The sequence below is a fragment of the Exiguobacterium sp. OS-77 genome (assembly GCF_000414195.2).
Classification (GTDB): Bacteria; Bacillota; Bacilli; order Exiguobacteriales; family Exiguobacteriaceae; genus Exiguobacterium_A; species Exiguobacterium_A indicum.
Map to the genome: position 1 here is coordinate 160,640 of NZ_DF239008.1, position 24,023 is coordinate 184,662.

A 24,023-nucleotide genomic window follows, 5' to 3' on the forward strand; every position below is an offset into this window, starting at 1 on the left:
ATCCCATCTTTTGTATGGTGTAGCTTAGAATACTTTTGTCGTCCATGATTCACAGTTCCATAAGTCTGTCGCAACAGCTTCATAGAATTCTGGTTCGTGTGAGATCAACAGGACGGTTCCTTTGTACTCTTGTAACGCACGTTTTAATTCTTCTTTGGCTTCGACGTCCAAGTGGTTCGTCGGCTCATCGAGTACGAGGATGTTCGATTCCGTATTCATCAATTTACAAAGACGGACTTTCGCTTTTTCCCCACCGCTGAGCACTTCGATTTTCGATTCGATGTGTTTCGTCATCAAACCACACTTCGCGAGCATAGCACGGACTTGTTGTTGTGTCAGAGACGGGAACGTATTCCAAATCTCTTCGATACACGTATTCGAGTTCTTCTCTTTAACTTCTTGTTCGAAGTACCCGATATGCAAGTTCTCGCCTCGCTCAACGACACCCGAGACAGCTGGAATTTCACCGAGCAAACTCTTGAGCAACGTCGATTTCCCGATTCCGTTCGCACCGTGCAACGCAATCTTCTGCCCACGTTCGATCGTCAGATCAAGAGGGCGCGAAAGTGGCTCATCGTATCCGATGACGAGACCTTTTGCTTCGAACATCAATTTACTTGGTGTCCGTGCTTGGAGGAAGTGGAACTCTGGTTTTGGACGCTCTTGCGCAAGTTCGATGACATCCATCTTATCGAGCTTCTTCTGACGCGACATCGCCATGTTCCGTGTCGAGACACGGGCTTTGTTCCGGGCAACGAAGTCCTTCAACTCAGAGATTTCCTGCTGTTGACGCTTGAACGCGGACTCGAGTTGCTTTTTCTTCGCTTCATGGATCGTGACGAAGTTGTCGTAATCACCGACATAACGATTCAATTCTTGATTTTCCATATGATAAATCAAGTTGATGACGCTATTGAGGAATGGAATATCGTGCGAAATCAAGATGAACGCATTCTCATATTCATTCAAGTAGCGTTTCAACCATTCGATATGCTGGACATCGAGATAGTTGGTCGGCTCATCAAGTAAGAGAATGTCCGGTTTTTCAAGAAGGAGTTTGGCGAGCAGGATTTTCGTCCGCTGTCCACCACTGAGCTCTTGTACATCCCGGTCGAGTCCGATCTCATCGAGCCCAAGACCGCGCGCGATTTCTTCGACTTTTGCATCGATCGTATAGAAGTCGTTATTCGTCAGAATGTCCTGCAAGACGCCGACTTCTTCGAGCATCTTTTCCAGTTCTTCTGGCTCGACTTCGCCCATTTTACCGTACAAATCATTGATTTCCTGTTCGATGTCGAACATGTACTGGAATGCACCTTTAAGTGCATCGCGGATGGTTAATCCTTTTTCAAGGACAGCGTGCTGATCCAAATAACCAACGCGTACATGCTTCGCCCATTCGACTTTTCCTTCATCCGGCTCAAGTTGCGACGTAATGATGTTCATGAACGTCGATTTTCCTTCACCGTTCGCACCGACGAGACCGATGTGCTCGCCTTTTAACAGGCGGAAGGAGACATTTTCGAAAATGGCGCGGTCACCGAATCCGTGACTTAAGTTAGATACCGTTAAAATACTCATAATTACTCCTTATTTCATGAATTCCTGTGACTTAGACGCCTGTCCGTTTTTTCTGGTTGTTTGCTTTTTTCGTCTGTTGGCTCGTCAATTGTTTCGTTTGTGTTCCTTGTAAGCCAGTCGGACGTTTTGTTTGCGCTTGTTTTTTTGCTTTCAAGCGTTCGATCATTGCCTCTTGCAATGATAGTTTTTTTGGTTGTTCACTCATGTTCGTTCACCTCGATTGATTCGTTCTTACTTTCTAGTATGCCAAAAAAAACGTCTCTTGGAAATGAAGAGACCTGATTTTACATCTCAAAGTGTATCAGCAAGATAGACGACGTAACAATTTCGGTCGATATCGATTTCACAGCTGTCACGCTCAAACACACCGTGTCCTTCGACTTCAATTTTGTCCTTGATCAAAAAACGCATCGCTTGGACGTGATTCGGAACCGTTGATGTCTTTAAGAGCGGTTGCGCGCTGTCAGATAAATACTCTCTGAACTCGATATGAATTTGATGCGGTGGATAAACGCGTTCTTCTGTCGCACGCGGTGATGCCTTGATATGATCGACAATCAATTGATCGTAATCACCTGCCATCTCATTGGAACGAAGCTCGTATTGATGTCCTTCGATGATATGAAATTCGCAGAGTTGGTGGGCGATGATCTCTTCCGGTTCAATCGCATAACGATCATATTGATAGATCGGATGGAATTCACCATTTTCTTCAACGTAGTAGGCAAGTGACATGCGTAAATCCTCCTTTTCGTTCTATAGATACTATTACCACATTGAAGGAAAAAAAGTTCCGACAGAACAAAGAAACTTTTCTCTCCAAAAAAGCGTATACTATCCATAACGAGAGTAAAAGGAAAGGGGACTGAGACGGTGAATTGGATGAAACAAGCGACACTAGCTGCAACACTGTTGATCGGAACGACACTGAGTGGGTGTGGATCGGATGATGCACGAGCGGAACGACCAGATGATCCGGATTGTGATGACTATGAGTATGATAATGATGAAGGCGTTTGGTACTGTGATGATAGTTCATCAACCCATTCAGGATACTATTACTGGGGTGGTAGTTATTTCGCATCACGTGCCTTGATGCATAGTGCGATGCGAACGAAAGGGTATACGCCGAAATCAAAAGAAGTAAAGAGTTATAACACGAAGACAAAGGGATTCGGAACAGGCTCATCTTCCGGCTTTTTCGGCGGATGAATAGACGACAAACCTTTTATGGAGACATCGATCGTTTTTGGGATGTGCTAGACGGGGAACCGTACGCTGTGACGGAAATCATGCCCATCTCGGAAGAACGAATCGACCAACTGCATATCGCGGCGCAAGAAGTTTACAAGATATTTGAAAAAGTACTTCCGATTCTTCGATCGATGGATGATGAGGCACTGCTCGAGCTGGGCTTTCCAGTTGAAAGTCTCGCTTTTTTACGACTCGAGACGATGCGACCGTTGACCGTCATCGGACGCTTTGATTTCATTGCGACGGCAGATCGTATCTCACTCATGGAATGGAACGCGGATACGCCGACTTTCATTAAAGAAGTATTTGAAGTCAATGATGTCGTAGCGGAAAAACAAGGTTTTGAACGGGTCAACGATGGGGAAAACAAATGGCTGAAGGCAACTGTCCGTCGTGCGATCGAAGCCGCGATACATCGGACGAAACAGCATCCGCATGTCGTCTTCACCTCACATGGTGACCACATCGAGGATCGATTGACAGCTGAGTATTTGCAGTCGTTTTGGAGTGATGCGACCTATTGTCCACTTCATGCATTAGAGATTCGTCCGGAAGAAGGTCTGTACGATGAGGCTGGTAAAAGAATCGATATCTTATATCGTCAAACCTTTCCGATCGAGATGGCCTTACTTGACCGGGATGAGGACGGAAGAAATTTAGGACAATTACTCCTGCAACTCGTCGAGACGGGTCGACTCGAAATCATCAATCCACCGTCTGCCTTTTTAATGCAAGCTAAGTCGGTTCTTGCATTGATCTGGATGTTGCATGAAGCCAATCATCCGTACTTGAGCGAAACGGACCATATGACGATTACGCGTTACTTTTTACCGACGTACTTATCCGCTGATCCATTCATTTCAAGCCAGCGATCATTCGTTAAAAAACCAATCTTCGGGCGTGAAGGAGATACCGTGACGGTCCATGATGGACAAGGACATATCATGCTAAAGAATGAACAGCATACGTTTCGTGATCAACCGGCTGTTTATCAAGCGTATCAAGAATTACCGACGTACTCACTTCAGGAAGAGGGAGAAGTCGCGTATATGTATGGTGTCTTTATTTTAGGAGGAAGACCAAGTGCGATTGGTGTACGTGCCGGAGAACGGATTACCGGAAACCGTTCCTATTTCGTACCAATTGGTCGACAGCATGAAGGAGGGAGAAACGTATGAGAGCAGCAATTTTAGGAGCATCTGGTCTAGTCGGACAAGAACTCGTCGATCGTTTGTTGGCAGAAGATGCGTATAGCGAGGTACATGTTCTCGTTCGCCGCCCGATGCGCCGTTTTCATCCGAAATTGGAAGAATGGGTGATTGATTTTGATCGTGTGACAGAAATTGAACTACCTGTCGTCGACCATGTCTATTGTGCACTGGGCACGACGATCAAACAAGCAGGATCGCAAGAGGCATTTCGTCAGGTTGACTACACATATCCGATTGAACTTGGTCGTGAATTGTTAGACCTCGGGGCGACACGATTTGCCTTGATTTCGGCGCTCGGTGCCCATCCGAATGCGAAAACCTTCTACAATCGCGTAAAAGGGGACACGGAAAACGGATTACGTGTACTCGGATATGACGCGTTATTGATTTTTAGACCGTCATTGTTGCTAGGGGATCGAGATGAATTCCGCTTAGGCGAACAAGCGGCTGCGAAAATTTCGACGGTTTTACGCCCCTTGTTGAAGCGGAGTGCCATTGCTCCGATCGAAGCTGGTCAAGTCGCTGCGGCGATGATCCGTGAAACGTTACATGCACCGCCTGGAATTACAATCATTGAATCGAAACAGATGCAATCCTGAGCAGTCGAGTAGTCGACTGCTCTTTTTGTTATTCTTGTAACGTAAATAATATTTGACTCGTCAAATGATTTGCGGTTGAATGGTAAAGTGCTGTCTCATATATAAAAAAAGAAGTGAGACAATTCAGGCAAAACAGTGTATTCGTATCCTATCTGTTTCGTCACGCTTATCGTTTGGGGAAAGCGGGAAAAGATGATGGATTATGCACTTATTTAGGATTGATGAAAGGAGCCGATCATATGGCAGAGTTTGATCGCGATCAGGTCTACAAGACCGTTCCGCAAAAAGGATTCTTTGGGAATCCGAAAGGGTTGTTCACCCTCTTCTTCACTGAGTTTTGGGAGCGTTTCTCCTACTATGGCATGCGTGCCATCCTTATCTTCTACATGTACGATTCAGTTGCCAACGGTGGTCTAGGTATCGATAAGACGACAGCTGCGTCAATCATGGCCGTTTATGGTTCGCTCGTCTACATGTCAGGGATCATTGGGGGATGGGTAGCTGACCGTTTACTCGGTACGTCACGCACCGTCTTCTATGGTGGTATCTTGATCATGCTAGGGCATATCGTCCTTGCTTTACCAGCAGGCATTACAGCCCTCTTCATCTCGATGGGACTTATCGTCATCGGTACTGGTTTCTTGAAACCGAACGTATCGAATATCGTCGGTGATTTGTACAGCAAGACGGATAACCGCCGCGATGCTGGTTTTAGTATCTTCTACATGGGGATCAACGCTGGGGCATTCCTCTCACCACTCGTCGTCGGTGAAGTGGCTGACCGCGGTGGATATCACGCTGGTTTCGCACTCGCTGCCATCGGGATGTTCGCAGGACTTGTCGTCTTCGTCTTGACGAAAAAGAAAAACCTTGGTCAAGCGGGTACGTATGTCTTGAACCCATTAAAAGGGGACGAGAAAAAACGCTTCATTACGATCGCATCAATCGTTGTCGTCGTCGTTGCGGTACTCGGTGTCGTTGCATCGATGACAGGACTGTTGACGATTTCTCGTTTTACTTTAATGGTCACGATTCTCGGGATCTTGATTCCGATCGCTTACTTCACAGTCATGCTTCGTAGTCCAAAGATCACGGATGATGAGCGCTCACGTTTGATTGCGTATATTCCGTTGTTCATCGCAGCAGCGATTTTCTGGGCAATCCAAGAACAAGGTTCATACGTCCTCTCCATCTTCGCAAGTGAACGGACGAACCTTTCATTCTTAGGATTTGAGATTCAACCGGCATTCTTCCAATCGTTGAATCCGCTCTTCATCATCGTATTAGCACCTGTTTTTGCGAGCTTCTGGGTCAAACTCGGTGACCGTCAACCAACGACGATGCAAAAGTTCTCGTTTGGTCTTCTGTTCGCCGGACTTTCGTTCATCGTCATGACACTACCAGGTATCCTGTTCGGTGTGGAGACGTCAGTTAGTCCACTCTGGCTTGCACTGAGCTTCTTCCTCGTCGTCATCGGTGAGCTCTTCTTGTCACCAGTCGGTCTATCGGCAACAACAAAATTGGCGCCGGCAGCCTTCTCAGCGCAAACGATGAGTCTGTGGTTCTTGACGAACGCAACAGGTCAAGCGGTCAACGCACAAATCGTTAAATACTACACGAATGATACGGAGATTTTGTACTTCGGTATCACAGGTATCGTTGCCGTCATCTTCGGATTACTCTTGTTCGCTTTCGCACCAAAACTTCAAAAATACATGCGCGGTATTCGCTGATGCATGAAAAAAGACGCTTTCTCAATCGAGAAAGCGTCTTTTTATTAATCATTCGTCCGAATATGGCGTAACCCTTCTGCGAGCAAGGCGACCAATGTTCCGAGGACGAGACCGTTTGACATCAAGGTCGTCACGAGTGGCGGTAAATCAGCCGTTGCCCCTTTTGGTAGTAACAACGCACCGATGCCGACGAGGACCGGGAGACCGACCGTGATCATCGCCGTTTGACGATTCAAGTCGCGGGCTGCTTCCGTGACGCCGATGATCGCCATCCCGGCAACAATCGGTGCGACCATCGCATAACCGACAGCGACGGGGATTTTAGCGATCAACCCGACGAATGGTGTCACGATACTGAGGAAAAGGCACGTGATGTTCGCGTAGACGAACGCTTTGCGGTCCGTGTTATCTGTTGAGGCAATGAAACCAGCTGTTCCGGAAATGGCGACAGGACCGACCGTACCGAACAGACCAGCGAAGAGTTGCCCGATACCAGCCGTGATACCAGCTGTTCCGACTTGTCCTTTGACGGTTTCACCACGCTTGGCACTGATAATCCGTTCGATGACCTTGATGTTTGCTAAGACGTTTGTCATTAACAACAACGAGATGATGAGAGCTGTCGGTAATAAGCTCCAGTCGACATGAATACCGCCGAACGGCAACAAGCTCGGTAAAGTGAACAGTGGACCGTCGAAGCTTGGCATCTCGGCACGACCAATCAATGCAAACATGCTCCAACCGACGAGTAACGTGATTAATAAAGCGTACTGGCGTAAGCGATCGCTTCGTTCTAAATAAAGTGAGATCAAGACCGTCAGAATCGAGATGACGGCAGGTAATACTTGAATTCGTCCATCCTCGATATTGAGTAATCCTTTCATGACGGATCCGGACAGCTGTGCCGACAGCAACAGCATGTAGACTCCGATGACTTGCGGTGTAAAAAGGGGGACTAAGCGCCGTAAGACACCCGTCATCGTCAAGACGATACAGATGATACCGCTGAGTAGGAGTAAGAATCCAAGCGACTGTAATGTGTTTGAATAACTGCCGTACAATGTGACACCAATCGACGAATAAAGAGCAAATACACCCCACCAAATTCCAGCAGGACCTTCCATGATCGGTAGACGGTGTCCGAGCAGGACTTGAAAGAGACTTAAGATGGCAAATACGAATAGACAACGAGATAAGAAGGAAAGCGTCTCGGCACCCGAGAGTTCAAACGATGCTGCGATGGCAAGGGGCGGGGCAATGTTAGTACAGATGATGAATAAAAACCATTGAATCGTAGACACAAGGGTACGCGGCAAAACGTAAATCTCCTTTCGAAAAAACAATATTGGTTTCATCTTAAACCAATTCATGAAAAAGCGATAGGGATGCTTACAATGACTGAAAATTCTAATATTTGTTTTCATATGTGATTTAACACATAATATTGGGTATAACGGTAACGGGAGGGAATGAAATGAAAAAATGGAGTATAAGAATCATTGGAACGATTGCTGCGCTGTTGGCACTGCTCGTATTTGCCTTCATGATCTGGGCGCAGTTCGATTATGATGCATCTCCCCAAGCGATATCTTACGTGGAGACAGCTACACCACGTGAAGTGACATTTGGAAAAAAGACGAGTGACGTTGGATTCATCTTTTATCAAGGGGCAAAAGTTGATGCAGCGGCCTACAGTTATTACGGCAAGCAACTAGCGAAAGACGGGCACTTCGTCGTCATCCCAAAGCTACCGTTTCGGATTGCGTTGCTTGACTCAAGCGAAGGACTCGATATCATCGAGGATTATCCCCAAGTCAAAAAATGGTATCTGATCGGGCATTCGCTCGGTGGAAGCGCAGCTTCGACGATCGTCGAACAACATCCGAAAATTAAGGGGATCGTTTTCCTCGCGTCCTATCCGATTGATTCGATTGATGTGCCCTCGTTGACGATTTATGGTGGACGAGATGGTGTCTTACCAGTCGCTGATATCGAAAAAAGTAAACAGGACGTTCGAAAAGATGCGGTATTCCATGAAATCAAGCAAGGGAACCATGCGAACTTTGGTATGTACGGTCGACAAAAAGGGGATAACAGCAGCCCATTAACGCCAAAAGAACAACAGGACGAGTCGTTAGATGAAATCAAACGATTTATCGATACACCTTAATCAATTCTCTTAGTGAATAAACGACTCATCAATCAAATGCAAAGGGGGGGAGAGATTCTGGCACTGGGTCCGGAATCTCTCCATCCTTATTTCTACTGAGTTATCGATTCAACTCAAGCGATGAGCGACTTCGTCGAGCGTTGGCAAAGCAGCCATCGCTCCTTTGACGGAAGCAGCAAGTCCGCCTGAAATCGCTGCGAATCGACCGATGTCGCGAAGTTCATCTTCAGACCAATCAAACGAAAAATCGCGTAACGCACACTGGTAGAGTAAACCGGACATGAAGGCATCTCCAGCTCCTGTCGTATCGATTGCGTCGACCGTAATCGCATCGATGACAGCCATCGCACGATCCGTATAGAGAATCGATCCTTCACTTCCTCGCGTGATGGCAAGAAGACGAATCGGATATTCAGCTAACAATTCAGCAGCCCCGTCATCAAGATTCGTTTGTCCAGTTAGAAACGTCAATTCTTCCTCAGCAAGTTTGACGATTTGTGCATCCGGTAGGACAGACCGGATCGTCGTCCGCGCTTCGTCAAGATTCGGCCATAACGACTCTCGTAAGTTCGGATCGTAAGAGACTGGTACTTGGTGCGCTTTTGCACGTGCGATGGCTTTTCGTGTCGCGTTGACGGATTCTCCAGTAATCAAAGAGATCGAACCGATGTGTAATAAATCGACGGACGTGAAATCCTCCGGTACATGTGTTTCGTGGAATTGCATATCAGCGCGCTCCGCGTTGATGAACTCGAACGACCGCTCTCCATCCTGACCGTTTGTAACGAGCACAAGTCCTGTTTTTTGCGTCGAATCGTGGACGAGATGATCGGTACGAACACCATAATGATGTAACGTATCTTTCAAGAAGTGTCCCATCGAATCATCACCGACAGCTCCAAGAAAATAACTATCAGCGCCTAATCGAGCGAGTCCGACAGAGACATTGGCAGGAGCACCTCCAGGATTTTTTTGAAACGTCATGTTTTCAGCATCAAGAGGAATCAAATCAATCAATGCTTCCCCTAAACTAAAGATTTTCATACGTAGAACTCCTTTCAAGATCCGGACGAATCCGTTCGATGTGTAAAGCCATATAGCCGATTTCTGATTCAGGTACACGTGTATCGAGTTCGACAGTCAACCAATTGCCCATTTGACTCGCACAGGCATAAGCCTCAGCATAACGTGTTTTGACGGCAGATAAAATTACATCATCCATGTCGTGTAAGATTTCTCCTTGTTCAATCCGGGCGAGGACCAATTTCATGTGCGTAAAGAAACGATAATACGTCATTGATGAGGTCTCGATCGTTTGTCCAAAAAAGACTTCGATCTGTTCACGTAGTTCATTGAGTAACGTAACCGTCTGCAAAGCAGTGGCCATATTCGGATGCGTTTGGCGTGCATTGTATAAGTGAAGCGCGATGTTCGCAGCTTCTTCTTTCGGTAGCGTAACTTGTAAGGCACGCTCGATCTCAAGAACTGCCCATTCTCCAATCGCATACTCTGATCCATACAAAAGGCGAATCTCTTCTGCCAATCGATTATGCACGACGAGTTGTTCACGTGCTAATCGTACGGCATGAGCAAGGTGGTCCGTCAGACTGACGTGAATATAGTCATGAAACGGCGTTTGGAGCTCACCTTCTGCATGTGAGATGATGCGTTCCGATAAATCAATGATCTCAAGTGGTGTCGTTGTCAGAATCTCTTTGAACTGTTCTGCATTTTCAAATGAAGGGATGAACATTTTTTCGATCTTCGTCGCTTGAATCGGATCTTTTTTCTTTTTTCCAAAAGCAATACCTGGTCCCATGACGATGCGTTCCTGTCCATTTTCTTTGACGACAACAGCATTGTTATTGAGGATCTTATGAATAATCAGCCTGACGTCCTCCTTTCCGATCTTTTCTTTTATTATAAAGCGAACTTCAGCGCTTTGCGAACCGACAAATGCGACCACCGAGCCCGAGGACTCGGTTTGGTCGCATGAAGGATTAAGCAGCAACGTCCGTTTCTTTTTGTTTCCGTGCATCGAGACGCATCAAGACGACAGTCGAGATGAAAGCAGTGACGACTGCAATGGCGAACCCGACGAGATAGTTGATCAAGTTTGACGCACCGAGTGGCGCGACGATCGCAATCATCGGAATTCCAGTTAATCCATAAGCGTTCGCAGCGACTTGTGTCAAGACGACATAACCGCCACCGATCGCACCACCAATGGCACCACCGATGAATGGTTTTCCAAGACGTAAGTTGACACCGTAGATGACGGGTTCTGTGATTCCGAGAAATGCTGAGAACGCAGACGGTAGGGCGAGTGCTTTGAGTTTAACGTTCTTCGTCAAGAAGTAAACGGCAAGTCCGGCACCACCTTGAGCGACATTCGCCATCGACCAAATCGGTAAGAGGAAGTTCTTTCCGATACTCTTATCTGCAAGTAATCCTGCTTCAATCGCATGGAAACTATGGTGCATCCCTGTGATGACGATTGTCGAATACAGTCCACCGAAGAGAAGACCGGCGACGACTGAGAACTGTTCATAGAAGAAGACGAGTACGAATGAAATGCCTTTTCCGAGTAACGTTCCGATCGGACCAATGACGATCAATGCCAGGAATCCAGTGACGAGAACCGTAACGAACGGTGTCACGAGTAAGTCAAGCGTTTCGGGTGTCCGTTTCCGGACTTGTTGTTCAATCTTTGCCATGACCCAAACGGTTAAGAGAACCGGGAAGACCGTTCCTTGATAACCGATCAACTCGATGTTCATTCCGAGGAACTTCATGACTTCCGGATCGCTATTACCGAGCGTCCAAGGGTTTAAGAGGGACGGGTGTGTCATGATCCCCCCGATGACGGCACCGAGGTACGGGTTCGCACCGAATTCACGGGCTGCCGAGAAACCGATCAGGATCGGTAGGATGATGAAGGCAGAAGACGAGAACATATCCAGTAGTTGGACGATCGGTGAATCACCGTCAACCCAACCGAAGGCCTTGATCATACCGAGTAATCCCATCAAGAGACCAGCTGCGACGATTGCCGGAATGAGTGGAACGAAGACGTTCGAGAGCGAGCGGGCAAGACGGGCGAACGGATTTAATTTTTGCGATGCAGCCTTTTTAACGTCAAGTGGTTCTTCTCCATCGACCTTTACACCGGCAAGTGGTGCAAACGCAGCAAATACCTTGTTGACGGTACCGGTTCCAAAGATGATTTGGTATTGACCAGAACTTGAGAAGGCGCCGCTGACACCATCTAAGTCTTCAAGTGCTGCTTGATCGACCTTTGATTCATCATGCAAGACAAGACGTAAACGCGTCGCGCAATGAGCAGCAGTGATGATGTTCTCGCGTCCGCCGACGAGTTCAAGCACACGTTTAGCAGTTTGTTGATAATCCATCGGAAAAGTCCTCCTTTTTCATGAAACGTGCTGAATGAGACAAAAAAAGGCAAGACCGAACAACACCTCTCCTAAGGAGGTGTCATTTCGGTCTTGCCAGCCGTACTGTCACAATCCGCACTATTGATTTGATTTCATCTTAAAGGAGGAAAGAAAGCGTTGTCAATACTTAATGTTCATTTTTTTGAATCTGAATATCGACCTCAACACCGTAGTGGTCTGAAACGACGGGACCGTGAATCCCATCAAACACGACACCGACGCGTTCAACGTCAATTTTCCGATTCGATAAGACGAGATCGATCCGCAATCCTTGTTGATTGTCTTCCCATCCATCGATGTTGCCATTGATCGTCTCAATTCCGACCGTTTCCTTAGCTAGCAGGAAGACGTCGTGTAATCCCCGTTGCATCATATAGTCATAACCTGTATTTCGTTCTAAGGCATCGTTGTTGAAATCACCGAGGAAGAATGTCCATTCGAGTGGATCCATCCGAGCCATCAAATGATTGAATTGTTCCTGGAACGGTTCGACTTCATCTGCCCACCAGCCAAGATGGCATGTATTGAACGTAATCGGTGTACCGTCGACTTGGATTGTCGCACGGACGATTTTTCGCGATTTCCAATCGAATGTATCTTGACTGCGGCTGACATAATAACTGTCCGATTTTAAGATTGGATGTTTCGTCAAAAGAGCGAGTCCTTCTTCATACTTATCATAGCCGATATGAGCAAAATCCCAGACGAGGGAGTAGGTTTGACCTTGTTCTTTTAACGCTTGCTGGATCAAATAGGCAAAGTTATCGTTGCGCACATCGTCATAGACGATCGGTGTGTCCATCAATTGACTCACTTCCTGCAACGCAATGACATCATAATCTTGAGCAAGAATTTGTTGAACGATCTGGTTTAATTTTTCGAGTGGCTGTTCTTCCTGCCATGAATGACAGTTTAGTGTGAGTAGACGCATGAGTGGTCCTCCTGATTTTTCAAATAAGAAAGGTGAAACTCTTATAAAAGAGCTTCACCTTTAGGTAGTTCCCTAATCTCGCAGGTTTATGCGCCGATCCGATCTTGGATATCTGATTTTAAGATATCGGCTTTTGGACCGTAGATGGCTTGCACGCCATTGTTCTTAAGGATCAGACCAAGTGCACCGTTTGCTTTCCAGTCTGCTTCTTTTGCAACAAGCGCTGGATCTTTGACAGTGACACGAAGACGCGTCATGCAGGCATCGACGTCCTCGATGTTTTGCTGTCCACCAAGCAAATCGATGATTTGTGAAGCTTGCGAACCGTCGGCAGGAGCTGATGTCGCAGCAGCCTCACCTGAAGCTTCAGTTGTAGATACGTTGATATCGTCCAGATAGTTCCCGTTACGACCTGGTGTCGCATAGTTGAACTTCTTGATGACGAAACGGAACGTGAAGAAGTTCAAGAAGAAGAAGAACACACAGACACCGATGAAACGAATTAAATCACCAATTAATCCAGCTTTTGCAATCAATGGAATCCGCGTCAAGAGTTCGATCGCACCGAATGCGTGAATCCGAAGATGCATGACATCTGCTAGTGCGAAAGCAACACCTGTTAGTACAGCATAGATGACGTAAAGAACAGGAGCGATGAACATGAACATGAATTCGATTGGCTCCGTGACACCTGTCAAGAAGACCGCAAGTCCAGCAGATAAGAAGACAGGTTTGTATGCTTTCTTCTTATCTTCATCAACTGACATGTACATTGCGACAGCGATACCGATCAATGAAGCAAGTGATGTGACGACTTGTCCTTCTTTAAAACGAGCAGGAACGACACTGTTGATCAAATCATTGTATCCTTGTGTGTTGCCGGCTTGTTTTAAGTTAACAAGGTCAGTGATCCAAGCTAACCAAAGCGGGTCTTGACCAGCAACTGTCGATCCTTGAGCAGCACCTGTCAGGATTTTGTACGTTCCACCGAGTTCCGTGTAGTTCATCGGGACAGTCAACATGTGATGGAGACCGAACGGAAGTAATAGACGCTCGAGTGTACCGTATACGAACGGTGCAATGATCGGTGCAGAATCACGTGAAGAGGCAATCCAGCGACCGAAGTCATTCAATAAGCCTTGAACGAACGGCCAAACGAGTGATAAGGCGAATGCTGCAACGACTGATCCACCAATGACGACGAATGGTACAAAACGTTTTCCGTTAAAGAAGGCAAGCGCATCTGGCAATTTACTGAAGTTATAAAATTTATTAAAGAGAACGGCACCAAGGAAACCAGAGATGATTCCGACGAATACGCCCATGTTGAGAGCAGGTGCCCCTAAAACTGAAGTGAAATAATCTTTTACGATGAGCTCAGAACCAAGCAGTGAATCGACCGTTGCTTTTGGATCCGCAATCATGTCAGTGTTGACTCCGAAGATAGCTCCTGTGACACGGTTGATCAAAATGAAGGCGAGTAACGCTGCGAACGCACCACCAGCACGTTCTTTTGCCCATGACCCACCAATCGCGACGGCGAATAAGACGTGAAGGTTCGTAATGATGGCCCAACCTAAATCTTCAACGATTCGAGCAATCGTTTGCATTAACGCGATATCGCCTCCATACATGCCGATCAGTTTCCCGACCGAGATCATGATTCCTGCAGCAGGCATAACCGCGATGACGACCATCAACGCTTTACCGAGTTTTTGCCAAAAATCGAACGAAATAGCATTTTTCAAGATCATTCACTCCTTTTGTATCTCTTTTTCTCTAATATGTGTGTAAGAACAGTGCAATAATGTAAGCGATTAATGCAACCGTTTGCATATAGAATTGTAAGCGATAACTTTTTAAAAAGCTAGTGTTTTACAAGAAAAATATTTGAAATTTAATTTTGATTAGAAATTGTTAGTTCAGATTGGTATTTAGATTTAAAAAAAGTGGGAATAAGACTACAGTGAACGTTGTCTGGTTTTAAAAGAAGAAAGGATGTTTGAAGCGGATGAAAGAAGGGATTCAACCGATCGGACAGTACGGACAGCGGATTCGTACATTAAGAGAACGTCATCAGTTAGATCAAAATACATTAGCAGAGTTAACTGAGACGACACCTGAGATGATCCAGCGTATTGAAAGTAGCATTGCCCATCCCTCATTTTCAATGATTGAGCGACTGGCCCGTGTCTTACATGTCCCTTCGGATCACTTAATTCGGCATATCTGGCCACCTGAGGTCATCCGTCAGCATGATAGCCCGTCCTTGATCGACCTTCCATCTAGTTGATGAGCATCAAAAAAGAGGAACAAGGGGATTTCCCCTTGTTCCTCTTTTAGTCGTCTTAACGATTATCGATCGTTTCAGGATAGAGATCGTGATTGAATAAACGGTGCTCTGCCATTTGTTCGTATTTTGTACCAGGCTTCCCGTAATTGTAGTACGGATCAATTGAGATTCCACCGCGTGGCGTGAATTTGCCCCATACTTCAAGATAGCGAGGTTCCATCAATTTCACGAGATCCTTTCCGATGACGTTGATGCAGTTCTCATGAAAATCACCGTGGTTACGGAAGCTGAACAAGTACAACTTCAGTGATTTTGATTCGACGAGTTTTTCGTCCGGGATGTACGAGATGTAAATCGTCGCGAAGTCCGGTTGATTCGTGATCGGGCAAAGACTCGTAAATTCTGGTGCATTGAATTTCACGAAGTAATCATTTTCCGGGTGACGGTTCGGGAATGCTTCGAGAACTTCAGGTTGGTATTCAAAAATGTATGGAACGGCTTTTTGGCCGAGTAACGATAAGTCGTTTAAATCTTCAGGGCGCATAAATCATTTCTCCTTAGACGCCACGATCGTTCGCGAAAACGAGGGCGTGTAGTTGTGGTAGGACGCGCGCATGATTGAAGCGCTCATCACGGGCGACGCGTTCCCAAAGTGTTTTTAAATCGTGTAGCATGCGTGGAGCGATCGTTCCTTCTTCGTGCGGATCAGGATTACCGAGCGATAGATAAAGCGTCTTTAGCGCATATCGTTCTGAAATCATCGCCGCGAAGTCGAGGTCTTCCTCATTAAAGATGACGATTTTAACGGCACGCTGTTGTTCCGGTAAACGTTTAAAAAAGACATCCAAGCGATCGAAATCAATCTTCATCCCACTTGAAGGTGGTTTAGGGCTAAGTGTGACGTCATCGATATCAAGCAACCAATTTTGCCAGTAGGAGCCTTGTGTCTCGACGGACATCGTGATGTTTCGTTCTTTTAGTGCCGCAACCAGTGTGCCGATTGAAGCATGAAGTAACGGGTTCCCACCAGAAATCGTGACATGTCCGTAAGAGCCGAGTGCATCAAGACGTTCTATGATCGTCTCTGCCGTCAAGAGTTCAGGTTTTTCAGAACCATCCCATGTGAAGGCGGAGTCACACCACGAACAGGAGTAGTCGCAACCGCCGGTCCGGACAAACATCGTCTTTTGACCAATCGATCGTCCTTCTCCTTGAAATGTTGGTCCGAAAATCTCGAGAACCGGAATTTTTGGTGTTTTCGTTAAAGCACTCATGCTTCGTTCATCCACTCACGACGGACTTCAGCAAAAGCAGTCGGTGTCTCATAGAGCTTGACGAATTCGACACGAAGTCCACGCTCATCCGGAAGGTGTTGTCCGAGCGTCTCGAAAATCCAAGCCGCCATGTTTTCAGCTGTCGTATTCATGTATGGTAACGATTCATTCAGGTAGCGGTGATCCAATAGTGGTTCGAGATGTGTTTTGAAGATTTTTTTGAGATCACCAAAATCGAGTGTCATACCGCGGTGATCCAGAAAACCACTGATCCCCATATCGACATGGTACGTATGACCGTGAAGGGCACGGCATTTTCCATCATAATCATATAGGTGGTGTGCTGCGTCGAACGTTAATTTTTTTACGATCATAACGCGGGATTTCGTATAGATAAGCGAGTCGCCAGTCGGGCGCTCGACCGTTTCAGGTGCTTCGTAATTGAATGTCATGTGTGTTGAACCTCCTTGATGTATGCATCTAAGCCATTTTTCCGTAATTCACAGGCCGGGCATTCGCCACAACCATCTCCAATGACGCCGTTGTAACACGTCAACGTGCGATTTCGAACGAAATCAAACGCACCGAGCGAATCGGCAAGCGCCCACGTCTCTTTTTTGTCGAGCCACATGAGTGGCGTGTGAAGTACGAATGGATAGTCCATCGCAAGGTTCAATGTCACGTTGAGTGACTTGATGAAGGCATCACGGCAGTCAGGGTAACCGGAAAAGTCCGTTTCACATACGCCAGTGACGATATGACGGATTCCGCGTCCTTTCGCAAGGACGGCTGCGAACGAAAGAAACAGGTGATTTCGTCCATCTACGAAAGTAGAAGGAAGACCATCTTCATTCGTCGTGATGGTTTGGCTGTGGTCAGTCAAGGCGTTACTCGTCAGTTGACTGAGAAGAGAGAGATCAAGCTCATGGTGTTTGACACCGAGCTCAGAGGCGATGTCGCGTGCGACTTCAAGTTCTTGTGCATGACGTTGTCCGTAATTAAACGTCACGACTTCGACTTCTTCGTATTGTTTCAGTGCCTGAAACAAACAAGTCGTTGAGTCTTGGCCGCCACTAAAGACGACAAGAGCACGTTCGTTTTTCATAATGTACACTTCCATTCCTAGTTTTTGTAACGGAGGAGGTTACGAACTCCGGAGACATAGTCTCAACTATTCACACTAGCAGAAGCCATTGAAAAAGTCGACGTTTTCTGATGAAGACAAAAAAAGAGATGCGTATCGTCGATCGGACGGTACGCATCTCGTGTAAGAAGATTAAAGCGGATAGTGATAGTAGCGTTCTTTGACGAGTAGATCTCGAATGTTCGAATCTTCCGAGATGACTTTCATCAGACCACCTGTTTGTGAAGCGTGCGCTTCGAGTGCCTTGATCTTTTGATCCGTATAGGCACTGACATCATGAATGAACGTTCCTTCCCCGAGCTCTTCTTTCGTATTGTTCGCAAAAGCGACCGCAAGGAACTCTGGACGATCAGCAGGATCCATCATCCGAAGGGCACGAACGACGGCACGAGCTGTCGCTTCATGATCGGGATGGACCGCGTAACCCGGATAGAACGAAATCAAACGAGTTGGTCGTGTCTGTTGAATCAAGGCAAGAATACGGTCGGCAAGTGCCGCTTCATCCTCAAATTCAACAGTCTTATCACGAAGTCCCCACATTTGGAGATCCGAAATCTTCATTTTTGCAGCAGCATCGATCAACTCACGTTTACGAATCGTTGCGAGCTGTTCCCGGTTCGTAAAGACAGGACGTCCCATGTTACGTCCCATCTCACCAAGTGTCAGACAAGCGTACGTGACAGGACCACGGTTTTCAGCGTGTTCGATGATCGTACCGGCAGAACTGAAAGCTTCGTCATCCGGGTGAGGGAAGACGACGAGTAAATGATCTTCGTGTGTCATGCGTCTACCTCCTCTGCACCTTGAGCGAATGGTGTCGGGCTAAGTTCAAAAGCAATTGCAAGACGTCCTTCGATATCGTGACCGGCAATCAACAATTGTTCCCCAGCAAATTCGAAGTCAGTCAATCCTTCACCGTATAACCAGCCGTGGGCAAGTTTCAAACCGATCCGGTAAGGTCCGTTTCCTGTGATCAGACCACGTTCGTAAGTGATTTCCGCATTACGGAAAAACATCCCTGCGCTATGGAAAGTTGGATCTTGGTGTGTCGCGTAGGCACCGTTCGTCGTCTCGACGTGTACATATAACGGTGTATTCGCATGTTCGTCGATATAACGCTGTATTTCTTGTACATCAATGGCTTGCATAAACTTTTCTCCTCTCCTATACAGAAAGAAGTCCGCGGATATCGCGGACTTCTTAAGCGGATCAAGACTGGACTGTACGATGTGCAGCGTGATCAGTTGGTCCGACGTATTCATTCAAACGGAATGAATGACGAATCGCGGAAGTGATGAAAGATTTTGCTGTACGGACAGCAGCTTCTACCGATGCACCTTTTGCGAGTTCGGCCGTGATTGCTGCAGAGTACGTGCAGCCAGCACCGTGCGTGTACGGTGTCTCGATTCGTTCGTCCTCAATCAGGATAAACTCTTTTCCGTCATAAAGCACGTCAACTGCTTGTGGATGGTCAATCTTGCTGCCACCTTTGACAAGAACGTATTGCGCACCTTTTTCGTGAATCCGTGCTGCTGCAAGTTTCATCTCGTCGATCGTTGCTGGTGTTTTACCAAGGCCTGACAGTTGTCCGGCTTCGAAGACGTTCGGTGTGACGACCGTCGCAAGTGGTGTCAAGACATCACGAAGTGCGTTTGCCGTATCAGGGTTCAGTACTTCGTCTTCGCCTTTACAGACCATGACAGGATCGATCACGACGTTTTGAACGCCGGATGATTTGATTTTCTCAGCTACGGCTTCAATGATTTCGACAGTCGGGAGCATACCCGTCTTCATCGCATCAACACCAATACCTCCAAGGACCGTGTGGATTTGTGTCCGGACGAGTTCTGTGTCGATTGGGTAAACCGCATGGTGCCAAGAGTGATCAGGGTCTTGGGCGACGATGACCGTCAAAGCATTCATTCCATAGACACCAAGTTCTTGGAATGTTTTCAAATCAGCTTGAATACCAGCTCCACCGCTCGTGTCGGAACCAGCAATCGTTAAGGCTTTACGTTTTGTCATGGGGCATTCCTCCTAAAGAAATAGACAATCCTTCTTGTTCTTCATCATAGCGAATTATGGGAAAAACAACAACTATCGACGCTTCTGACGTACACAAAACCCCACCTCTCTTGAGTAGGCGGGGCAAGTACTTATTTAATGAATAAGAAGTCTAGAATATAGTAGATCAAGGCAGCGAAAGCCATCGAAATCGGCAATGTGATGACCCATGTAATGAGCATGCGTTGTGCTGTTCCCCACTTTACACCTTTCTTACGGTGTGATGTACCTACACCCAAGATGGCAGAAGAGATGACGTGTGTCGTCGAAACCGGAAGATGAATCGCTGTCGCTCCAAAGATGATTGCTGCTGATGTTAAGTCAGCTGCAACCCCGTTGACTGGACGGATTTTCATGATTTGACCACCAACGGTCTTGATGATCCGCCATCCACCGACAGATGTTCCGAGACCCATCGCGATCGCACACGAGAGTTTAACCCAAGTCGCAACTTCGTGATCTGTTTGATAACCAGATGAGATCAAAGCAAGCGTGATGATCCCCATCGCTTTTTGTGCGTCGTTCGTACCGTGTGTATACGACTGCAAAGCAGCGGTTGCAATTTGAACATGACGGAAGCGACGATTCGTCTTCGCCAAGTTTCCTTTTTTGAAGATGACTTTAAAGATTGCATAAACGATGAAACCGAGTGTGAATGCGAGCACTGGTGAAATGAGCAAGGCTTGAACGATTTTCAAGAAGCCTTTTGCTTCGATTCCTCCGAATCCGACAGAGGCAACAGCAGCACCAGCAATCGAACCGATCAGTGTATGCGAAGAACTTGACGGAATACCGAAGTACCAAGTCAAAAGGTTCCAGGCAATGGCTGAAATCAAGGCAGCGATAACGACGTAGCTACCATGTTCAAGTGTTGACGGGTCAACGATGTCACCAGAGATCGTTTTTGCGACTCCAGTGAACGTGATTGCACCTAGGAAGTTCATCGATGCAGCCAAGATGATGGCATGACGTGGTTTCAACGCACGAGTCGACACCGAAGTCGCGATCGAGTTCGCTGTATCGTGGAAACCGTTGATGAAGTCGAAGCTAAGTGCGAGAATCACGATTATGGCGGTGATGATAAACAGGCTATCCATCTCGTTAGCTCCTCACTTAAGCGTTTTTCATGATGATCGTTTCAATGACGTTAGCTGCATCTTGGCAGTAGTCCGCGATTGATTCGAGCGATTCATAGATTTCTTTATATTGGATGATTTTAATTGGATCTGTTTCTGTTGCGAACAATGCTTTGATCGATTTACGGCGTAGGTTATCACAAATCGTCTCTTGTTCTTTGATTTTGATGACGTGTTCACGCATCGGTTGCAATTTACGTGCAACAAGAAGATCCATTGACATCGCGAGTTCTGTGACAGCGATGTTGATTTCATCGACGAACTTTATCATGTGCTCGTCTGCTTGAACGATATTGTAGATTTCGAAGATCGCTGAACATTCTTCAAAACCGTCTAAGACGTCATCAAGTGCGTTAGCAAGTGCGAGTAAGTCTTCACGGTCGATCGGCGTGATGAACGCATTGTTCAAGTCGATGATCAACTGGTGCATCAAATCGTCCCCAGCTGTTTCGAAGTCTTTTACTTTATGTGCAAATTCTTTTACATCCGCGATGCCGTTGATTTTAAAGTCAACGAAGAATTGCGAAGTCGTTTTTAAGTGTCCTGCGATTTCGGATAATTTCACTGCGAATGGATCTTGTTTTTTACTAAACATTTCTTCTGCCTCCATATTAAGAACAAGAATAGAATAGTGAAGTAACTTCACGAGTTCGATTGTAGCAGACGGTATTGTAAAAGAATACATTTATGAAGCGTCTTTACGAAATCTTAATAAATCTTAATACGGAAGTGATTGTAGATTTAATAAATTGTCTGACAATGGTAAAAGTGAAGTGTACTTGATTGAAATGAGTTGGATTACGTTGTGATTGCAAGAGATTGTCTTGTGATTGTAAGAATAAAAGCGCATCAGAAGTGGGAAAAGAGGATATGGCGCATGAAAATCGAATGATATGATTAAGTCTGCGTAATTAGGTAAAAGAGGAGGATTTTATTATGCTCGTACAAAGTTTATGTATTCCGAAGCATCAATGTGTCACGATTTCCGAGACAGCGACGATTCGTGAAGCACTCGACACACTTGAAAAAACCGGATACCGCTGTGTCCCGGTCCTTGACCAATCAGGACAGGACTTTAAAGGGAACATCTATAAGATGCACATCTATCGGCATGGGATGAATGGTGGCAGCTTAGACGACAACGTCATGTCGCTGATTAAGAATACATCCAAATACATCTATACAGGAAGTAATTTCTTTGAAGTCTTCTTCTCAATCAAGGAATTACCGTATATCGCGGTCTTAAATGATGACGGCCATTTCTTCGGTATCCTGCCACACGGAAAAATGCTTGGAATGCTTGAAGAAGCATGGAACCGTGATTCTGGAAGTTACGTCCTGACAGTAGCCCTAAGTGAACAAAAAGGGGCACTTGAGAAGATCTCGAAGATCGTCAACAAATATTCAACGGTCGCGAGTCTGATGACACTCGATGCGAAGAGTAGCGTCATGCGTCGTGTATTGATTACATTACCGACGGATTGTGACGAGAAGACAAAGAAAAAAATCGTTAAGAAACTTGACGATAAGGGACTTCGAGTCGTTGCTGTCGAAGATTTAGCCGTTCGTGTATAATGGACCCGCACAAGACCAGTTCATGACTGGTCTTTTTTTGAGGGAAAGGAAGGATAGATGATGAAACTATTAATAGTAGGAGCCGGTGCGATGAGTGAGGCACTCGTTCAAGGATGGGTCGCTTCTGGATTTGCACGAGAAGATATCACGATGACGAATCGGAGTGGCGGGATACGCTTGACAGAAGTCGCAGCGCGACACGGCGTTCAAACGGTCGAGCAGGAGGACGTCTCCTTATACGATCTCGTCATGCTGGGCATGCAACCCGATGGTGTACTCGACTATGTAGCGAATCAACAATGGACGAATCAGACGATCGTTTCGATTGCTGCACATATTACACCATATGAAATCGAACAGTTGGCAAAACGTCCGACAGTTGCTGCCATGCCAAATACCCCAGTCGCACACCGTTTAGGAATGACTGGACTATGGTTCGGCTCACGCGTGAATGAAGAGATCCGAAGTGTAGTCGAGGCATTATTTGGACGTGTCGGAGAAATTGCGGAAGCAAATGAATCGACGATGCCTGCATTCATGGCGGCAGCTGGATGTAGTCCTGCTTTCTTTTATGAAATCGTAGCTGGCATGGTGCCGGTTTTGACGGATGCTGGTTTTGAAGAAGAAAATGCACGTCGAATCGTTGCTCAAGCGATGAAAGGTTCGGCTGAAATTCTCATGCGCTCCGACGCAAGTACGGATCGTCTCATTGCTGATGTTGCGGCACCTGGTGGACCAACGGATCGTGGTGTTCAAGTGCTACGGGAGCATCACTTATTTGATACGATGCAAGCGGCACTACGAGAGAGTGCACGCGAAGCAGACGAATAATGGATTCAAAAGAGGCTGACTCAAAAAGAATGACGCGTCTTTTCACGTCCTTATCTTTGTAGAGACTGACATTTGAGTCAGTCTTTTTTTCGTTCACGAAAGTTTCACGTGAAACATAAACAAAGCGATTGCATCTTCAAATAAGAATTCGTACACTGTAAAAAGAAACCGTCCAGACGGTACAGTAAATATGAGGGAAGGGGGAGACTATTGGCCAGTGCAAAAGCGCAAGAGACTCGTCGTCGGATTCTTGAAGCCACGACGACGATCATTTTGCAACAAGGATTCACCCAATTGACGCTTGAAGAAGTAGCGAAACAAGCAAATGTCTCAAAAGGTGGACTATTGTATCATTTCGCTTCGAAGGAAGCTTTATTAATGGGGGTCATCGAGGCGCAAGAAGCACGACAATTTGAACTATATGAACAGCATCAGTTGACGATGGGACCGATGGAAGCGTTCGTGACGTTGCAAATCCAGCAACAAGAGGAGTTCCATCTCGACATGGATGCGCTTCTTTACTTGTTGTCCTTACTAAAGGATCATGCGACGTTCGTCGAGGAACGAAAGCGACAAGCGGAGCAGTTCTTTCGCCAACTGACAGAACAGATGGATCCGGTTGAAGTATTGTCGATTCGCTTTACATTAGACGGTTTGAAATTGTCGGAGCATTTTCAGTTCGGTGCACCGTCTCCAAATGTGCGACAACGATTAATTCAGCAATTAATAGAACGTGCACGACGACTAGATAAACAAATTGAAGAGTGAGGGA

Annotated in this window: 27 protein-coding genes; 9 read left to right on the forward strand and 18 right to left on the reverse strand. The window is 46.3% G+C overall.

Annotated features, from left to right (window positions below):
* Positions 1–24 precede the first annotated feature (24 nt).
* The 3 genes from EXG77_RS00765 to EXG77_RS00770 all read right to left on the reverse strand — a co-directional run bounded on the left by EXG77_RS00765 (position 25) and on the right by EXG77_RS00770 (position 2,316).
* Positions 25–1,581: an ABC-F family ATP-binding cassette domain-containing protein gene (locus EXG77_RS00765; RefSeq protein WP_023469741.1), complete on the reverse strand. Its 1,557-nt coding sequence runs from the start codon at positions 1,579–1,581 to the stop codon at positions 25–27.
* A gap of 31 nt (positions 1,582–1,612) precedes the next feature.
* A complete protein-coding gene (locus EXG77_RS16385; protein ID WP_023469740.1) occupies positions 1,613–1,786 on the reverse strand; it encodes a hypothetical protein in 174 nt (57 codons plus the stop codon).
* A gap of 86 nt (positions 1,787–1,872) precedes the next feature.
* Complete coding sequence (locus EXG77_RS00770) at positions 1,873–2,316, reverse strand: hypothetical protein (protein WP_023469739.1); 444 nt, start codon at positions 2,314–2,316, stop codon at positions 1,873–1,875.
* A 147-nt stretch (positions 2,317–2,463) separates the two neighbouring features.
* Here EXG77_RS00770 and EXG77_RS00775 point away from each other — a divergent pair, with 147 nt between their 5' ends.
* The 4 genes from EXG77_RS00775 to EXG77_RS00790 all read left to right on the forward strand — a co-directional run bounded on the left by EXG77_RS00775 (position 2,464) and on the right by EXG77_RS00790 (position 6,378).
* Positions 2,464–2,793, forward strand: coding sequence for a hypothetical protein (locus EXG77_RS00775; RefSeq protein ID WP_035395686.1), 330 nt, complete (start codon positions 2,464–2,466; stop codon positions 2,791–2,793).
* Positions 2,790–4,013 (forward strand): glutathionylspermidine synthase family protein, encoded by a 1,224-nt coding sequence (locus EXG77_RS00780; RefSeq protein ID WP_023469737.1) that lies wholly within the window; start codon positions 2,790–2,792, stop codon positions 4,011–4,013. Before EXG77_RS00775 ends, EXG77_RS00780 begins: the two co-directional genes overlap by 4 nt.
* A complete protein-coding gene (locus EXG77_RS00785; protein ID WP_023469736.1) occupies positions 4,010–4,645 on the forward strand; it encodes an NAD(P)H-binding protein in 636 nt (211 codons plus the stop codon). The genes EXG77_RS00780 and EXG77_RS00785 overlap by 4 nt, the downstream gene beginning before the upstream one ends.
* A gap of 239 nt (positions 4,646–4,884) precedes the next feature.
* Entirely contained in the window at positions 4,885–6,378 is a 1,494-nt protein-coding gene (locus EXG77_RS00790) for a peptide MFS transporter (protein ID WP_023469735.1), read from the forward strand.
* A 44-nt stretch (positions 6,379–6,422) separates the two neighbouring features.
* On the opposite strand, the gene EXG77_RS00795 is transcribed toward EXG77_RS00790, so the two are convergent.
* Complete coding sequence (locus EXG77_RS00795) at positions 6,423–7,679, reverse strand: purine/pyrimidine permease (protein ID WP_231681714.1); 1,257 nt, start codon at positions 7,677–7,679, stop codon at positions 6,423–6,425.
* Between the two features lie 173 nt (positions 7,680–7,852).
* On the opposite strand from EXG77_RS00795, the gene EXG77_RS00800 reads away from it, so the two are divergent.
* Positions 7,853–8,548 (forward strand): alpha/beta hydrolase, encoded by a 696-nt coding sequence (locus EXG77_RS00800; RefSeq protein WP_023469733.1) that lies wholly within the window; start codon positions 7,853–7,855, stop codon positions 8,546–8,548.
* 108 nt (positions 8,549–8,656) lie between these two features.
* On the opposite strand, the gene EXG77_RS00805 is transcribed toward EXG77_RS00800, so the two are convergent.
* The 5 genes from EXG77_RS00805 to EXG77_RS00825 all read right to left on the reverse strand — a co-directional run bounded on the left by EXG77_RS00805 (position 8,657) and on the right by EXG77_RS00825 (position 14,631).
* Positions 8,657–9,592, reverse strand: coding sequence for a carbohydrate kinase (locus EXG77_RS00805; RefSeq protein ID WP_035395581.1), 936 nt, complete (start codon positions 9,590–9,592; stop codon positions 8,657–8,659).
* Positions 9,579–10,472, reverse strand: a complete 894-nt coding sequence (locus EXG77_RS00810) for a PRD domain-containing protein (RefSeq protein WP_370448374.1) — start codon at positions 10,470–10,472, stop codon at positions 9,579–9,581. Before EXG77_RS00810 ends, EXG77_RS00805 begins: the two co-directional genes overlap by 14 nt.
* Positions 10,473–10,548: 76 nt before the next feature.
* The gene (locus tag EXG77_RS00815; RefSeq protein WP_023469730.1) at positions 10,549–11,961 is read right to left on the reverse strand and encodes a sucrose-specific PTS transporter subunit IIBC; all 1,413 of its coding nucleotides are present in this window, start codon (positions 11,959–11,961) and stop codon (positions 10,549–10,551) included.
* A gap of 169 nt (positions 11,962–12,130) precedes the next feature.
* Positions 12,131–12,934: an endonuclease/exonuclease/phosphatase family protein gene (locus EXG77_RS00820; RefSeq protein ID WP_035395584.1), complete on the reverse strand. Its 804-nt coding sequence runs from the start codon at positions 12,932–12,934 to the stop codon at positions 12,131–12,133.
* An 86-nt stretch (positions 12,935–13,020) separates the two neighbouring features.
* Positions 13,021–14,631 (reverse strand): PTS transporter subunit IIBC, encoded by a 1,611-nt coding sequence (locus EXG77_RS00825; protein WP_238987967.1) that lies wholly within the window; start codon positions 14,629–14,631, stop codon positions 13,021–13,023.
* 314 nt (positions 14,632–14,945) lie between these two features.
* On the opposite strand from EXG77_RS00825, the gene EXG77_RS00830 reads away from it, so the two are divergent.
* Entirely contained in the window at positions 14,946–15,227 is a 282-nt protein-coding gene (locus tag EXG77_RS00830) for a helix-turn-helix domain-containing protein (protein WP_023469727.1), read from the forward strand.
* A 55-nt stretch (positions 15,228–15,282) separates the two neighbouring features.
* Here EXG77_RS00830 and queF read toward each other — a convergent pair whose 3' ends face one another.
* The 9 genes from queF to EXG77_RS00875 form a co-directional block, all read right to left on the reverse strand.
* On the reverse strand, positions 15,283–15,771 hold the full coding sequence (gene queF / locus EXG77_RS00835) for a preQ(1) synthase (RefSeq protein WP_023469726.1): 489 nt from the start codon (positions 15,769–15,771) through the stop codon (positions 15,283–15,285).
* A gap of 13 nt (positions 15,772–15,784) precedes the next feature.
* Complete coding sequence (gene queE / locus EXG77_RS00840; protein ID WP_023469725.1) at positions 15,785–16,501, reverse strand: 7-carboxy-7-deazaguanine synthase QueE; 717 nt, start codon at positions 16,499–16,501, stop codon at positions 15,785–15,787.
* Complete coding sequence (gene queD / locus EXG77_RS00845; RefSeq protein WP_023469724.1) at positions 16,498–16,953, reverse strand: 6-carboxytetrahydropterin synthase QueD; 456 nt, start codon at positions 16,951–16,953, stop codon at positions 16,498–16,500. Before queD ends, queE begins: the two co-directional genes overlap by 4 nt.
* On the reverse strand, positions 16,950–17,606 hold the full coding sequence (gene queC, locus EXG77_RS00850) for a 7-cyano-7-deazaguanine synthase QueC (protein ID WP_023469723.1): 657 nt from the start codon (positions 17,604–17,606) through the stop codon (positions 16,950–16,952). Before queC ends, queD begins: the two co-directional genes overlap by 4 nt.
* Positions 17,607–17,777: 171 nt before the next feature.
* Complete coding sequence (bshB2, locus tag EXG77_RS00855; protein ID WP_023469722.1) at positions 17,778–18,428, reverse strand: bacillithiol biosynthesis deacetylase BshB2; 651 nt, start codon at positions 18,426–18,428, stop codon at positions 17,778–17,780.
* Positions 18,425–18,793, reverse strand: coding sequence for a YojF family protein (locus tag EXG77_RS00860; RefSeq protein ID WP_023469721.1), 369 nt, complete (start codon positions 18,791–18,793; stop codon positions 18,425–18,427). Before EXG77_RS00860 ends, bshB2 begins: the two co-directional genes overlap by 4 nt.
* A 61-nt stretch (positions 18,794–18,854) precedes the next feature.
* Positions 18,855–19,670, reverse strand: coding sequence for a pyridoxine/pyridoxal/pyridoxamine kinase (gene pdxK, locus EXG77_RS00865; RefSeq protein WP_023469720.1), 816 nt, complete (start codon positions 19,668–19,670; stop codon positions 18,855–18,857).
* Positions 19,671–19,801: 131 nt separating this feature from the next.
* Positions 19,802–20,806, reverse strand: a complete 1,005-nt coding sequence (locus EXG77_RS00870; protein WP_023469719.1) for an inorganic phosphate transporter — start codon at positions 20,804–20,806, stop codon at positions 19,802–19,804.
* Between the two features lie 16 nt (positions 20,807–20,822).
* Complete coding sequence (locus EXG77_RS00875; RefSeq protein WP_023469718.1) at positions 20,823–21,440, reverse strand: DUF47 domain-containing protein; 618 nt, start codon at positions 21,438–21,440, stop codon at positions 20,823–20,825.
* A gap of 341 nt (positions 21,441–21,781) precedes the next feature.
* Between EXG77_RS00875 and cbpA the strand changes: the two genes are divergently transcribed.
* From cbpA to EXG77_RS00890, 3 genes are all read left to right on the forward strand, one after another.
* Positions 21,782–22,420: a cyclic di-AMP binding protein CbpA gene (gene cbpA / locus EXG77_RS00880; protein WP_023469717.1), complete on the forward strand. Its 639-nt coding sequence runs from the start codon at positions 21,782–21,784 to the stop codon at positions 22,418–22,420.
* A 60-nt stretch (positions 22,421–22,480) separates the two neighbouring features.
* A complete protein-coding gene (locus EXG77_RS00885) occupies positions 22,481–23,251 on the forward strand; it encodes a pyrroline-5-carboxylate reductase (RefSeq protein ID WP_035395586.1) in 771 nt (256 codons plus the stop codon).
* Between the two features lie 210 nt (positions 23,252–23,461).
* On the forward strand, positions 23,462–24,019 hold the full coding sequence (locus EXG77_RS00890) for a TetR/AcrR family transcriptional regulator (RefSeq protein ID WP_023469715.1): 558 nt from the start codon (positions 23,462–23,464) through the stop codon (positions 24,017–24,019).
* Positions 24,020–24,023: the final 4 nt, after the last annotated feature.

Coding starts and splice junctions, on each gene's coding strand:
- EXG77_RS00765 (WP_023469741.1), bottom strand. CDS start 1,581: ATGAGTATTTTAACGGTATCTAACTTAAGTCACGGATTCGGTGACCGC.
- EXG77_RS16385 (WP_023469740.1), bottom strand. CDS start 1,786: ATGAGTGAACAACCAAAAAAACTATCATTGCAAGAGGCAATGATCGAA.
- EXG77_RS00770 (WP_023469739.1), bottom strand. CDS start 2,316: ATGTCACTTGCCTACTACGTTGAAGAAAATGGTGAATTCCATCCGATC.
- EXG77_RS00775 (WP_035395686.1), top strand. CDS start 2,464: ATGAAACAAGCGACACTAGCTGCAACACTGTTGATCGGAACGACACTG.
- EXG77_RS00780 (WP_023469737.1), top strand. CDS start 2,790: ATGAATAGACGACAAACCTTTTATGGAGACATCGATCGTTTTTGGGAT.
- EXG77_RS00785 (WP_023469736.1), top strand. CDS start 4,010: ATGAGAGCAGCAATTTTAGGAGCATCTGGTCTAGTCGGACAAGAACTC.
- EXG77_RS00790 (WP_023469735.1), top strand. CDS start 4,885: ATGGCAGAGTTTGATCGCGATCAGGTCTACAAGACCGTTCCGCAAAAA.
- EXG77_RS00800 (WP_023469733.1), top strand. CDS start 7,853: ATGAAAAAATGGAGTATAAGAATCATTGGAACGATTGCTGCGCTGTTG.
- EXG77_RS00805 (WP_035395581.1), bottom strand. CDS start 9,592: ATGAAAATCTTTAGTTTAGGGGAAGCATTGATTGATTTGATTCCTCTT.
- EXG77_RS00815 (WP_023469730.1), bottom strand. CDS start 11,961: ATGGATTATCAACAAACTGCTAAACGTGTGCTTGAACTCGTCGGCGGA.
- EXG77_RS00820 (WP_035395584.1), bottom strand. CDS start 12,934: ATGCGTCTACTCACACTAAACTGTCATTCATGGCAGGAAGAACAGCCA.
- EXG77_RS00825 (WP_238987967.1), bottom strand. CDS start 14,631: ATGGTCGTCATCGCGGTTATGCCTGCTGCAGGAATCATGATCTCGGTC.
- EXG77_RS00830 (WP_023469727.1), top strand. CDS start 14,946: ATGAAAGAAGGGATTCAACCGATCGGACAGTACGGACAGCGGATTCGT.
- queF (WP_023469726.1), bottom strand. CDS start 15,771: ATGCGCCCTGAAGATTTAAACGACTTATCGTTACTCGGCCAAAAAGCC.
- queE (WP_023469725.1), bottom strand. CDS start 16,501: ATGAGTGCTTTAACGAAAACACCAAAAATTCCGGTTCTCGAGATTTTC.
- queD (WP_023469724.1), bottom strand. CDS start 16,953: ATGACATTCAATTACGAAGCACCTGAAACGGTCGAGCGCCCGACTGGC.
- queC (WP_023469723.1), bottom strand. CDS start 17,606: ATGAAAAACGAACGTGCTCTTGTCGTCTTTAGTGGCGGCCAAGACTCA.
- bshB2 (WP_023469722.1), bottom strand. CDS start 18,428: ATGACACACGAAGATCATTTACTCGTCGTCTTCCCTCACCCGGATGAC.
- EXG77_RS00860 (WP_023469721.1), bottom strand. CDS start 18,793: ATGCAAGCCATTGATGTACAAGAAATACAGCGTTATATCGACGAACAT.
- pdxK (WP_023469720.1), bottom strand. CDS start 19,670: ATGACAAAACGTAAAGCCTTAACGATTGCTGGTTCCGACACGAGCGGT.
- EXG77_RS00870 (WP_023469719.1), bottom strand. CDS start 20,806: ATGGATAGCCTGTTTATCATCACCGCCATAATCGTGATTCTCGCACTT.
- EXG77_RS00875 (WP_023469718.1), bottom strand. CDS start 21,440: ATGTTTAGTAAAAAACAAGATCCATTCGCAGTGAAATTATCCGAAATC.
- cbpA (WP_023469717.1), top strand. CDS start 21,782: ATGCTCGTACAAAGTTTATGTATTCCGAAGCATCAATGTGTCACGATT.
- EXG77_RS00885 (WP_035395586.1), top strand. CDS start 22,481: ATGAAACTATTAATAGTAGGAGCCGGTGCGATGAGTGAGGCACTCGTT.